Raw genomic sequence first — 13,321 nt, 5'->3', positions numbered from 1 at the left:
GAGGCGGACCTGATCCACCGCGTGCGGATCGGCCTGGTCTTCGACGGCCGCTGGCGGATCGACGTGATCGACACAGTGGAGTAGCGGCGGACGGACGCCGCGGGTGCGCAGAAGTTGTCGTGGTGGGTGCTCGAGTACGACAACTTTTGAGGAGTGGGAGGGGCAGCGCGCGCGTCAGGTGGGGAGCGGGCGGGACGACGCGGCCAGGCGGCGGACGGCGTCGCGGGGGGCGTGGGCGACGCGGGGGAACTCCGCGAGGAGGAGGGTCGCGCGGGACGGGGCGTACGAGGGCCAGTCGGGGCCGGGGGCGCCGGTGGCGGCGAAGGCGGACCAGTGGCGGGTGAGGGCGTCGCGGAGGGACGCGGGGGCGGCGTCGCCGACCTCGGTGCGGGCGAGGTCGGAGTCGTCGAGGTGACGGAAGAGGAACGGCAGCTCGAGGGAGTGGCCGGCCCGCCGGGCGCCGGCCGAGGCGGGCTGCTCCCAGGTGAAGAGGTAGGCGCGGGTGGAGCCGGTCGCGCCGGCGCGGGCGTCGAGGAGGCGCTGGCTGGGCTGCCGGTAGATCGTCTCGGCGAGGCAGGCCTCGAGCAGCTCGGCGCCGGACACCTCGCGGCCGAGGTCGGCGCGCAGGGCGGCGGCGAACGCCTCCGTCCGGTGGCCGCGCGACGCGGGCCAGTGCGGCAGGAGCAGCGCCAGCTCGCGCTCGAGGAGCTCCGGCGATGGGTCCGGGCCGCCGGGATCGACGAAGCCGGAGCCCTCGTTCACGTTCGTGCCGACGATCAGATCCACCGTCGAGGACGCTCCGGCGGCGACCGCGTCCACGGGCGCCGCAGGCAGCACGCGGCCGTCGAGGCTCGGGCGGAAGGCGGGCGTCGGGTTCGGGTGGCCGGCCGAGCGCCGCTCGATCAGCCGCTGCTGGGCGGCGACCACCTCCTCCCAGGGCAGCGTGAGCAGCCGCGACGGGTCGTCCGCCAGGCCCACGAGCGAGAGCAGCTCGGCGGTGACACCCTCGCCGTACGCCCGAGTCCCGATCCGCTCCGGATTGCCGCTCTGCAGCACAGCCCGCTGGAAGAGGCCGGCGGCAGCGGGCGCGGCGAGCAGCGCCGACACCAGTACCGCGCCCGCGGACTGCCCGGCGAGGGTCACCCGCGACGGGTCCCCGCCGAACGCGGCGATGCCCGAGCGCACCCAGCGGAGCGCGCCGATCACATCCAGCAGCGCGAGATTCGCGGAGTCGGCGTACTCCGCACCGAGCAGGTGCTCGAGGGTCAGGAGGCCGAGGGCGCCGAGCCGATGAGCCACGGAGACGACGACCATCCGGCCCGCGGCGGCGAGACGCGCGCCGTCGGAGAGCGGCTCCGCGTTCGATCCGACGATGTGCAGTCCGCCGTGCACCCAGACGACGACGGGCAGGTCGTGGGCGGTGGGATCGGGCGTCCAGATGTTCACGTGCAGGGAGTCCCGCTCGGAGACGGGCGCGTCGGCGAACGGCTGCGGCGCGAGAGGCCCGCGTGAGACGGCCGGACGCACACCCGCCCACGGCTCCACCGCCACGCCGGGCCGGAAGCGCTCCGCCACCCGCAGGTACGGCACGCCGAGGAAGGCGTGCACCGCCCCGTCCGGCGTCTCGACCACCCGGCCGCGCACCGTGCCGCCCGGAGTGACGACCTCGGTCATGCCGGCTGGTGCAGCACGGGCCCGTGGCCGGGCGAGAGCGTGCTCTGCAGCACGAGGGAGGAGGCGCCGATCGCCGCGGCGTCGCGCGGGTTCGCGGACAGCTCGACGCTGATCGGGTGCGCGCGGCGGGCGAAGCGGCGGGCCTCCAGCCGGGAGCGCAGCGCGCGGGTGTAGATCGAGCCGGCGATCGCGACGCCGGGGCCGGTGAGGACGAGCGCGTCGAGGTCGAAGAGGTTGGCGAGGGTGACGGCGCCGTCGGCGAGGTGCCCGGCGGATCGCTGCAGCAGCGCCTCCGCCGCGGGGTGGCCGTTGATAGCGGCGAGGCTCAGCACGTCGAAGTCGCGGGCGTTCTGCTCCACCTCGAAGGTGAGGTCGAGGTCGGCGAACGAGTCGCGGTCCGCTCCCGCGTCCTCGACCACGACGGAGGGCGCCGCGTAGCGCTCGAGGCAGCCGATGTTGCCGCAGAAGCACTCCCGGCCGCCCGGGGCGATGGTGATGTGGCCGATCTCGGCGGCGTTGGAGCTCGCGCCGCGGAAGAGCGCGCCGTCGAGGACGATGCCGGCGCCGATCCCGGTGCCGATGTAGATGCTGCCGAAGGTCTCGTGCCGCGAGACGCCGCGGCTCCAGAACTCGCCGATGGCGGCGGCGGCCGCGTCGTTGTCGAGCAGGATCGGGATGCCGAAGCCGGCGCCGAGCTCCTCGCGCAGGGGGAAGTCGCGCCAGCCCTGCAGGGTGGGCGGGCCGAGGATCCGGCCGGCGGCCTGGTCGATCGGGCCGGGCGCGACGACCGCGACGCCGGCGATGGTGCGGCGGTCGAGTCCGGTGCCGCGGACGAACGCGGCGTAGCCGTCGACGATCCGCCGGGTGACCTCCTCCGGGGCCGCGAGCGCCGCCCCGCGGATCTGCTGGCGGGCGAGCACGCCGCCGCCGGCGTCGGTCGCCACGAAGGTGATCGACTCGAAGCCGAGCTGGACACCGACGCCGATCCGCGCCCGGGTGTTGATCTCGAGCATCTGCCGCGGCTTGCCGCCGCTGGCCGTGGATCCGGTCTCGCGGACGATTCCGTCGGTCATCAGCTTGCGCACGATGAGCGAGATCGACGGCTGGGTCAGGCCGGTCGCCGAGGTGAGCTCGACGCGGCTGATCGGTCCGGAGGAGCGGATCAGGTCGACGACGAGGGCGCGGCTGCCCGGGGCCGCGGGGGTCGCCTCACGACGCGCCATGCCTGCTCCTCACCGCTCGACCGCCAGCGTACGGGACCGGGCGCCGCGGCCCGCGCCCGCGCCTACGCTGGTACCGCCCGTCCGAGAGAGAGCCGCCATGACCGATCCGAGACCGCCGCGGCCCCTCGGGCTCGCCCTCGTCCGCGCCACCGAGATCATGGGCGCCGAGCCGTACTTCCACGAGTTCATCGCGGGGGTGGAGCACGCGGTCCGCCCGGCCGGGCACTCGGTGCTGCTGAACGTGCTGCCCGACCGCGACGCGGAGATCGAGACCTACCGGCGCTGGGCCCGCGACGGCGAGGTCGACGGTGTCGTACTCGTCGACCTGGAGGTGGACGATCCGCGGCCGGCGCTGGTGCGCGAGCTCGGGCTGCCCGCGGTGATCGTCGGCCCGCCCTCCGCTGCGCGCGAGCTGCGCGCGGTCTGGACGAACGACGACGACGCGATGCGCGATGCCGTGCAGTTCCTCGCGGACCTCGGCCACGAGCGGATCGCGCACGTCGGCGGGCCGGAGGAGCTGCTGCACACGCGGATCCGGCGCGAGTGCTTCCTCAAGGAGTGCGCGGACCGGGGGATCGAGGCGGACGAGCGCTCGGGCGACTACTCGCGCGAGTCCGGCGGGCGGGCGCTGCGCTCGCTGACGGAGGAGCCGGAGCGGGCGACCGCGGTGATCCTGGACAGCGACCTGATGGCGATCGGCGCGCTCGACGCGGCGCGGGAGCTCGGGCTCGACGTGCCGGGGGCGATGTCGCTGCTGGCCTGGGACGACTCCGCGCAGTGCCAGCTGAGCGAGCCGCCGCTCTCGGCGGTCTCGCACGACGTGCAGGTGATCGGCATGCTGACCGGCCAGGAGCTGCTGAGCGAGATCGCCGAGTCGGCGAGCGGATCGATCGCCAGCCCGCCGGTCGTGGTGGTGGCGCGCGGCACGACGAGCGCACCCGCGCACCCCGGGCCCCGCGGAGCCTGAGCCCCCGGGACGGTCGCGTCGACGCTGTTTCGCCATGCCTGATCTTTACATAAATTATTAATCTTTGTACTTGACGCGGGGCGGGAGCATCAGCGACTCTGGGCACGTCGCCGCGGTGATCGACTCCCGATCAGCTGCGGCGCCGAGACACGTCACCGGTCGAAGGAGCCTGGCTAACCCATGACACGTGCCCACCGCACCCCCTCCGCGTTCTCGCGGGTCCCCCTGCGCCGCTCGCTCGCCGGAGCCGCGCTGCTGGCCGTCACGGCCGGGTCGCTCGTCGTCCTCGCGCCGGCCGCGGCGCCGACGGCATCGGCGGAGACGTCCCCCGCCGGATCGGCCGCCGACTGGACGAGCGAGAACACCGCCTTCGTGCAGCGCGACGGCAGCGCCCTGACCCTCGACGGCGAGCGGTTCCGCGCCAGCGGCACCAACATCTACTGGCTCGGCCTCGACGAGAACGTCGGCGGCGTCGACTACCCCACCTACTTCCGGATCAAGGATGCCCTGGACACCGCCGCGCAGATGGGCGTCACCGTCGTCCGCTCGCACATGATGACCTCGACCGGCCAGAACGACGAGGACCCGCTGGCCCTGATGCCGCGCTTCGGCGAGTACAACGAGGAGGCGTTCCGCACCATCGACTTCGCCGTCGCCTACGCGGGCACCCTCGGCATCCGCCTGGTGCTGCCCCTCACCGACGAGTGGGCGTACTACCACGGCGGTCACCGCGACTTCACGACCCCGCTCGGGCTTGAGTCGGACGACTTCTACTCCGACCCGGCCGCGATCGCCGCGTACCAGGACTACGTCGACGTGATCCTCGGCCACACCAACACGATCACCGGCACGCGCTTCGTCGACGACCCGACGATCATGGCCTGGGAGCTGGGCAACGAGCTCGAGGGGATGACCCTCGACTGGATCAACGCGCAGGTCGCGTACATCAAGGAGCAGGCCCCGGAGCAGCTCGTCGCCGCCGGCCGCCGCTTCGACATCGACCCGGACACCCTCGCGGCGCCCGACCTCGACATCGTCGACGTGCACTACTACCCGCCGACCGCCGAGCGGGTCTCGGCCGACGCCGCGACGGTCGCCGGCGCGGACAAGGTCTACATCGCCGGCGAGTACGCCTCGACGGCCGCGAGCGAGGACCTCCTCGGCGCGGCCGCGGCCGACTCGAACGTCTCGGGCACCTTCTTCTGGTCGCTGTTCGGCAACAACGACCGCGGCGGCTTCGTGCCGCACGACGACGGCTTCACCCTGCACTACCCCGGCGAGACCCCGCGCGAGCAGCAGAGCGTCGACGCGATCGAGCAGTACGGCACCGCCACGGGCAGCACGCCCGGCGAGCTCGAGCTCGGCGCCCCGCTGATCACCGCGATCGACCAGGACTACGGGATCAACGAGATCTCCTGGCGCGGCACCGCGGGCGCCACCGGCTATCTGGTGCAGCGCTCGACCGGCGGCGAGTGGAGCGACGTCACGGACGGAGCCGTCTCGGCCTCGGCCTCGCCCGTCACCGACTACGACTCCCCGGCCGGCGCGCGCTACCGCGTCGTGCCGGTGGGCGACGACGACCAGCGCGGTCCCGCCTCCGACGCGGTCGTCGCAGCCGCCGGCGGTGCCGTGCTGGTCGACCCGCTGCAGAGCTGGCTGCTGACCGCCGGCCACGAGAACGCGGAGATCGCGCCGACCCCCGCGGGCGGCGTCGTCAGCGCGACCGGCGCCGCGAGCGTCACCTGGCAGCGCGACGGGATCGGCGCGGCGGAGTTCGTCGTCTCGGACCCGTCCGCGGTCACCGTGGCGACGAGCAGCGACGGGCAGACCTGGACCGACGCCGCCACCACGACCACCGAGCGCGACGGCGCGAGCGTCGTCGCCGCGACCGGCCTCTCCGGCGACCGGGTGCGGGTGAGCTGGAGCACCGGCGTGCTGCAGCGGGCGACGATCACGAGCGCCGCCGCGCAGGTCGCGCTCGTCGACCCGCTGGACGACTTCTCCCGGACGGCGGCCCACACCGGCAGTCTCTCCTTCGACACCGGCAATCCCGCGCTCTTCGGCGGCGACGCCTCCCGGGTCAAGCGCGACAGCGCCGACCCGGCGAGCCTCGAGTACGCCTTCGACGACATCAGCGGCGCCGACATCACCGCCTGGTACTGGCCCGACCAGCCGGTCGTGCCGCTCACGGTCGAGGGATCGGCGGACGGCGCGACCTGGACGCCGCTCGCCGTCGAGACGCGCGGCGGCACCGGGAACTGGCGCGAGTACACGTACTCGGTCCGCGACCTGACCGGCGTGGACCGGCTCCGGATCTCCTGGCCGCAGGGTGCGGGCGAGGTCTGGACGCCGCAGATCGGATCGGTGAGCCTGTCCTCCCCGAACGCCGCGCCGTTCGGTCTGCCCGCGGCCCCCGCGCTCGGGGCGCCCGCCGACGGCACGGCGGACGTCACCGCCACGCCGACCTTCTCGTGGGAGCCGGCCGCGGACGCCGCCTACTACCGCTTCGTCCTCTCCACCTCGAGCGACCTCGCGGACCCGCTGGTCGCCGCCACCGGGCTCTCGGCCACGAGCTACCGGCCCCCGGTCGAGCTCGACCCGGAGACGACGTACTACTGGCAGGTCTCCGCGGTGAACGGGCTCGGCGCCACGGCGTCGGCGACGCGCACGTTCAGCACCGCGGCGCTGCCGACCGAGCCGGTCGTGGTCGAGGACTTCGACGGCTACGCCGACGACGCCGCGCTGCAGGCCGCCTACGTCCGGAACACCGGCGGCGGGTCCATCACGCCGACGCTGGTGCCGAGCCCCGCGAACGACACGAGCGCCGCTCGCTTCGACTACGACACCGGCACGGCCGGTTACGCCGGAACGGTGCGGACCTTCGACGCCGCGCAGAACTGGTGGGGCTACTCCGGACTGTCGCTCACGGTCGACGCCGACCGGGCGGTGCCGCTCGCGGTGCAGTTCGTCGCGAACGGCGCGTACTGGGAGGCGACCGTCACCCCGTCCGCCGACGGCGTGCAGACGATCGGGATCCCGTTCGAGGACTTCGCGCCGCCCGCCTGGGCGCCGCAGGCCGACCTCGACCTCACCTCGGTCACGCAGTACGCGCTGTACGTGAACGGCTCGGGCGCGGGCTCGCTGGTGCTCGACGACGTCGAGACCGTGGTGGCGGAGGCGACCACGCCGACGCCGACGCCCACTCCGACCGCTCCGCCCACCGCGACGCCGACGCCGACCGCGACGCCGACGGCCACCCCCACCGCGACGCCGACCGCGACGCCCACCGCGACTCCCACGGCCACGCCCACCACCCCGCCCACCGCGACCCCGTCGCCCACTCCGACCCCCGCGCCCGCCGTGCCCTCGTGGCTCGAGTCGCTGGTGAAGAAGTACCTGCCGAGCCTCTGGCAGTGGTGGCTCGGCCGCCACTAGCCGCGAGCCGCAGCACCCCCCGCACCCTCCATCCGTTCCCTTCACCACTCACCACCTCCCGTCGCCGAAGGCGGCGACGGCCCACCGAGGAGAGACCCTGTGCACCGACCCACCACCCGCCGCCCGGCGCCCGCTCGCCGCAGCACGCTGATCGGCCTCGCCGCCGTCGCCGCATCGGCCTCGCTCGTCCTGTCCGGCTGCTCCGCCGGCGCGAGCAACGACTCCGGCGAGCCCGCCGGCGAGATCACCGTGCTGACCAACCGCACCGACCTGGTCGACACCACGTTCGCCGACTACGCCTCCACCTTCGAGAAGCAGTACCCCGGCACCACCGTGAAGTTCGAGGCGCTCACCGACTACGAGGGCGACACCAAGATCCGCCTGAACTCGAAGGACTACGGCGATGTGCTGCTCATCCCGAGCTCGAACGTCACGAAGGACGATTACGCGAACTACTTCGAGCCGCTCGGCTCGACCGACGAGCTCTCCGAGAAGTACCGCTTCACCAACGAGGGCTCGTTCGACGGCACCGCCTACGGCATCTCGACCTTCGGCTCCGCGATGGGCTACGTCTTCAACCGCGACGTCTGGAGCGCGGCCGGTGTCACCGACCCGCCGCAGACGGAGGAGGAGTACCTGGCCGACCTCGAGGCGATCAAGGCGACCGGCGTCACTCCCTATTACACGAACTACAAGGACGGCTGGCCGCTCGCGACCATCGAGGGCAACCTCGGGACGGTGCAGGGCGAGGACGTCCGCACCGAGATGATCGCCGACGACGCGCCCTGGACCGAGGGCAACGACCAGTACAACATCGACGGTCTGCTCTACGACACGGTCGCCGCCGGCCTCAGCGAGGACGACCCGACCACCACGAACTGGGAGGAGTCGAAGGACCTCCTCGCCCAGGGCGAGATCGGCTCGATGGTCCTCGGCTCCTGGGCCGTCTCGCAGATGCAGGACGCCGCCGAGAAGGCCGGCAAGCCGCGCGACACGATCGGCTTCTGGCCGATGCCGTGGGCGCAGGACGGCGCGTTCACCTCGGTGACCGCCTCGGACAAGTTCCTCGCGATCAACAAGAACTCGGACAACAAGGCGACCGCCCGGGCCTGGATTGACTGGTTCACCGAGGACTCCGGCTTCGCCGCCAGCCAGGGCGCGATCAGCCCGGTGATCTCGGACCCGGCGCCCGACACCCTGTCCGACTTCGACGCGCTCGGCGTGACCTACCTCGAGCTCGCTCCGGACCCGGTCGGCAAGGAGGCCGTCATCAACGACATCGCCAACGAGGCCGAGATCGACCTCTTCGGCAACTCCTACCGCCAGAAGCTGATCGACGCGGCCCGCGGCGCCGGCGACGGCGACAAGCAGTCGCTCTTCGACGACCTCAACTCGCGCTGGGCCGCGGCCCGCGCGGACGTCGCGGAGTAGCAGTCCCGCCTTCCGCCCCGGGGGCGACCCGCCACCCGCGGGTCGCCCCTCCCCACCCCCCTCATGACCGCATTCCCCGGGATGCCGAAAGGATCGACATGGCGATCACCGACGCTCCGCCCCTCGAGGTCGGAGCGAGCAAGCGGGCCGGCGGCGGCCGTCGCGGCGACAGGCCCTCCGGCCGCCGCCAGCGGCTGACCGGGCGCCGCAGCACGCCCTGGCTGTTCCTCGCCGTGCCGCTGGCGTTCCTCGTCGTCCTGACCTACATCCCGGTCGCGAACATGTTCTGGTACAGCGTCACCGACTGGGACGGCCTCGACCCGGACAAGACGTTCGTCGGCCTCGAGAACTACGTCGAGATCTTCACCCGGCCCGAGATCTTCCAGGTCTTCTTCGTCAGCCTCTTCTACCTGGCGGGCGCGGTCGCGCAGCTCGGGCTCGCGCTGTTCTTCGCGACGCTGCTCAGCTTCCAGACCCGGTTCCGCAACTTCTTCAAGGGCGTCATCTTCTTCCCGTACCTGATCAACGGGGTCGCGATCGGGCTGATGTTCCTCTACTTCTTCCGGCCCGACGGCACCCTCGACGCCGTGCTCGGCGCCTTCGGCGTGCAGGACACCCCGCAGTGGCTCGGCGACCCGTCGGTCGTCAACGTCTCGCTCGCGGCGACCTCGGTCTGGCGCTACATGGGGCTGAACTTCGTGCTGTTCCTCGGCGCGATCCAGTCGGTGCCGGAGGAGCAGTACGAGGCGGCGGACATCGACGGCGCGACGTCGTTCGACAAGTTCCGCTACATCATCGTGCCCAGCATCCGCCGGATCCTCGGGCTGTCCTTCATCCTCGCGATCGCGGGCGCCCTGTCGGCGTTCGAGATGCCGTACATCATGACCGGCGGGGCCAACGGGTCGGAGACCTTCGTGATCCAGACCGTCGACACCGCGTTCCGCTACTCGAAGGTCGGCCTCGCCTCGGCGATGGCCGTCGTCCTGCTCGCGATCGTGCTGATCATCACCGCGGTGCAGCGCCGCGTGTTCCCCGACGAGAAGGCGGGCCAGGAATGACCACCACGCAGCCCCGCACGGAGGCCGTCACCGGCCTGCCGGTGACCCCGGCCCCGCGCGGCTCCCGCCGGCCCCGCCGCGGCTCGACGCTCGGCGCGATCGGCAAGTACACCTCGCTGATCGTCGCCTGCCTGTTCGCGCTGGTGCCGATCGTCACGATCTTCATGCTCGCCTTCAAGACGTCGACGGAGTACCGCAGCACCGGTCCGCTCGTCCCGCCGAGCAACTGGTTCAACCTCGAGAACTTCGCGATCGCCTTCAGCCAGGGCGGGATGGTGACCGGGTTCCTCAACACCGGCATCATCCTGCTGGTGTCGGTGGCGGGCACGATCCTGATCGGCACCATGGCCGCCTACGCGATCGACCGCTTCCGCTTCCGCGGGCGCCGGCTCGTGACGGGGCTGTTCCTGCTGGCGACCCTGGTGCCGTCGGTGACGACCCAGGTGGCGACCTTCCAGGTGATCAACGCCCTCGACCTCTTCAACACCCGCTGGTCGGCGATCCTGCTCTTCACCGGCACCGACATCGTGGCGATCTACATCTTCCTGCAGTTCATGCAGTCGATCCCGGTCTCGCTCGACGAGGCGGCGATGCTCGACGGCGCCAGCCGCTTCACCGTCTACTGGCGGATCGTGCTGCCGCTGCTGAAGCCGGCGATCGCCACGGTCGTGATCATCAAGGGGATCGCGGTCTACAACGAGTTCTACATCCCCTTCCTCTACATGCCCTCGCAGGATCTCGGGGTCATCTCGACCTCGCTCTTCCGCTTCATGGGCCCCTTCGGAGCACAGTGGGAGGTCATCGCCGCCGGCACGATCCTCGTCATCGTCCCGACGCTCGTCGCCTTCCTCTTCCTCCAGCGCTTCATCTACAACGGACTGACCTCAGGAGCCACCAAGTGACCCACCTCAGCACCGAGCGACTCTCGGCCACCCTCCGCCCCCTGCACGACGGCTGGAGCGTGCGCGCGCTCCGCGGCCCGATCCCCGCGGAGATCGCGGGCGCGACGGTCCCGGCGACCGTCCCCGGACTCGTGCACACCGACCTGCTCGCCGCCGGCCTGATCCCGGACCCGTACCTCGACCAGAACGAGAAGAAGGTCACCTGGATCGGCGAGACCGACTGGGAGTACGCGTCCGTCTTCGCCTGGTCGCCGGACGGGCACGACCGGCACGAGCTGGTCTTCGAGGGCCTGGACACGGTCGCGACGATCACGCTGAACGGGCACGTCGTCGCGAGCACCCGCAACCAGCACCGCAGCTACCGCTTCGCCGTCGACGGCCTGCTGGTGGAGGGCGACAACGCGCTCGTCGTCCGCTTCGCCTCGCCGATCGCCGAGGCCGACCGGGCCAGCCTCGAGATCGGCTACCGCCCGCACACCTACTCGCACCCCTTCAACGCGCTGCGGAAGGCCGCCTGCAACTTCGGCTGGGACTGGGGGCTGGACGCGGCCTCGGTCGGGATGTGGAAGCCGGTCTCGCTGCACGCCTGGAGCGAGGTGCGGCTCGCCGCCGTCCGGCCGGTCGTGACGGTCGACGGGACGACAGGGCGCGTCGCCGTGCACGTGGACCTCGAGCGGACGACGGAGGACGAGGTGGAGCTGACGGCGAGCGTCGACGGCGTGACCGCCTCCGTCACCGTGCCGGCCGGCGAGCGCTCGGCGGTGCTCGAGCTCTCCGTGGCGGACGCGGCGCTGTGGTGGCCGCGCGGCTTCGGCGAGCAGCCGCTGTCGCTGCTCGACGTCGAGGCGCGCGTCGGCGGCGCCGTCGTCGACGGCCGGACGCTGCGGATCGGCTTCCGCACGATCGAGGTGCAGCTGGACCGCGACGAGGAGGGCACCTCGTTCCGCTTCGTCGTCAACGGCGAGCCGGTCTGGATCCGCGGCGCCAACTGGATCCCCGACGACGCCTTCATCACCCGCGTCGACCGCGCCCGCCTCGCCCGCCGGATGGACCAGGCCGAGTTCGCGAACATGAACCTGCTGCGGATCTGGGGCGGCGGCTATTTCGAGTCGGACGACTTCTACGAGCTCTGCGACGAGCGCGGCATCCTCGTCTGGCAGGACTTCCTCTTCGCCTGCGCCTCCTACGCCGAGGAGGAGCCGCTCTGGAGCGAGGTCGAGGCGGAGGTCCGCGACAACGTGACGCGGATCATGCCGCACCCGAGTCTCGCGCTCTGGAACGGCAACAACGAGAACATCTGGGGCTACGAGGAGTGGGGCTGGGAGAAGCGCCTGCAGGGCCGCACCTGGGGCCTGGGCTACTACCTCGACCTGCTGCCGCGGCTGGTCGCCGAGCTCGACCCCGAGCGCTCGTACACGCCGGGCAGCCCCTGGTCCGGCGACACCGCGATCTTCGCGAACGACGTCGACCACGGCTCCGTGCACCTCTGGGAGCTGTGGAACCGGGTCGACTACCCCGCCTACCGCGACGTGCACGCCCGCTTCGTCGCGGAGTTCGGCTGGCAGGGCCCGGCCTCCTGGTCGACCATCCAGCGCTCGATCTCGGACTCTCCGCTGACCCCCGAGTCGCCCGGGATGATCCACCACCAGAAGGCGACCGACGGCAACGACAAGCTGACCGACGGACTCGTCGCGCACCTCCCGCTGCCCGACGACACCGAGGACTGGCACTGGGCGATGTCGCTCAACCAGGCGCTCGCCGTCACGCTGGCGATCGAGCACCAGCGCTCCGAGAGCCCGCGCTGCATGGGCTCGGTGGTGTGGCAGCTGAACGACTGCTGGCCGGTCACCTCCTGGGCGGCGGTCGACGGCGACGGGACGGCGAAGCCGCTGCTCTACGCGCTCAAGCACGTCTACGCGGACCGGCTGCTGACCGTGCAGCCGCGCGGCGAGGGGCTCGCGGTCGTCGCGGTGAACGACAGTGCTCAGGAGTGGGCGGGCGAGCTCGTCGTGCGCCGGCTGCGCTTCGACGGCACGGTGCTCGCGGAGGAGCGGCAGAGGGTGTCGCTGGACGCGCGGTCGGTCGTCACGGTGCCGGTCGGAGTGGGCGCCGCGGACGACGCCGCGGGCGAGCTGCTCGTCGCCGAGCTCGCGGGGGAGCGCGCGTTCTGGTTCTTCGCGGAGTACCGGGAGTCGGCGCTCGAGGCGGCGCGGCTGACGACCTCGGTGCGCGCCGTCGACGGCGGGGCGGAGGTGACGGTCACCGCGGAGAATCTCGTGCGCGACCTGACGCTGCTCGTCGACAAGGTCGACCCGGCGGCCGTCGTCGACGACCAGCTGGTCACGCTGCTGCCGGGGGAGTCGGTGACGTTCCGGGTGAGCGGGGCCGGGCTCGATCCTGCCGCGCTCGTCTCGCCGAGCGTGCTGCGCACCGCCAACCAGCTCGTCGCCGACTGGGGCTGACGAGCCGCTCTCCGCGGCGCTCTCCGCGGCGATCGACGGAGCCGACCGGGACCGGCGCGCGCCTCCCGGTCGGCTCCTCCGCGCCGTTCGCGCACTCGTCGCGGGCGGGGCGGGCGTCTGCGAGTCGCTCGCCGCGATCCGCCCGCCGCGACCCTCCAACCACGACTCA

General features: G+C 72.4%; 8 protein-coding genes. 6 read left to right on the top strand and 2 right to left on the bottom strand.

Translation table 11 applies throughout. The features are described from left to right. Window positions 1–174: 174 nt before the first annotated feature. Both EDF43_RS13080 and EDF43_RS13075 read right to left on the bottom strand, forming a co-directional pair. On the bottom strand, window positions 175–1,674 hold the full coding sequence (locus tag EDF43_RS13080) for a carboxylesterase family protein (protein ID WP_132437284.1): 1,500 nt from the start codon (window positions 1,672–1,674) through the stop codon (window positions 175–177). Next, a complete protein-coding gene (locus EDF43_RS13075; protein WP_132437283.1) occupies window positions 1,671–2,897 on the bottom strand; it encodes an ROK family protein in 1,227 nt (408 codons plus the stop codon). The genes EDF43_RS13080 and EDF43_RS13075 overlap by 4 nt, the downstream gene beginning before the upstream one ends. 97 nt (window positions 2,898–2,994) lie before the next feature. Between EDF43_RS13075 and EDF43_RS13070 the strand changes: the two genes are divergently transcribed. The 6 genes from EDF43_RS13070 (at window position 2,995) to EDF43_RS13045 (ending at window position 13,152) form a co-directional block, all read left to right on the top strand. After that, window positions 2,995–3,864, top strand: coding sequence for a substrate-binding domain-containing protein (locus EDF43_RS13070; protein ID WP_165909112.1), 870 nt, complete (start codon window positions 2,995–2,997; stop codon window positions 3,862–3,864). Window positions 3,865–4,044: 180 nt separating this feature from the next. After that, complete coding sequence (locus EDF43_RS13065) at window positions 4,045–7,299, top strand: carbohydrate binding domain-containing protein (RefSeq protein WP_132437281.1); 3,255 nt, start codon at window positions 4,045–4,047, stop codon at window positions 7,297–7,299. 99 nt (window positions 7,300–7,398) lie between these two features. Beyond that, complete coding sequence (locus EDF43_RS13060) at window positions 7,399–8,730, top strand: ABC transporter substrate-binding protein (protein WP_132437280.1); 1,332 nt, start codon at window positions 7,399–7,401, stop codon at window positions 8,728–8,730. A gap of 98 nt (window positions 8,731–8,828) precedes the next feature. Next, window positions 8,829–9,788: a sugar ABC transporter permease gene (locus EDF43_RS13055; RefSeq protein WP_123731482.1), complete on the top strand. Its 960-nt coding sequence runs from the start codon at window positions 8,829–8,831 to the stop codon at window positions 9,786–9,788. Beyond that, window positions 9,785–10,690 (top strand): carbohydrate ABC transporter permease, encoded by a 906-nt coding sequence (locus EDF43_RS13050; RefSeq protein WP_132437279.1) that lies wholly within the window; start codon window positions 9,785–9,787, stop codon window positions 10,688–10,690. Before EDF43_RS13055 ends, EDF43_RS13050 begins: the two co-directional genes overlap by 4 nt. Then, window positions 10,687–13,152 (top strand): glycoside hydrolase family 2 protein, encoded by a 2,466-nt coding sequence (locus EDF43_RS13045; protein ID WP_132437278.1) that lies wholly within the window; start codon window positions 10,687–10,689, stop codon window positions 13,150–13,152. Before EDF43_RS13050 ends, EDF43_RS13045 begins: the two co-directional genes overlap by 4 nt. The last annotated feature ends 169 nt before the right edge of the window (window positions 13,153–13,321 follow it).

The sequence above is a fragment of the Rathayibacter sp. PhB179 genome (assembly GCF_004345345.1).
Taxonomy (GTDB): domain Bacteria; phylum Actinomycetota; class Actinomycetes; order Actinomycetales; family Microbacteriaceae; genus Rathayibacter; species Rathayibacter festucae.
Note: the sequence above shows the minus strand (reverse complement) of the source record. Positions and strands in the feature narration are given on the sequence as shown.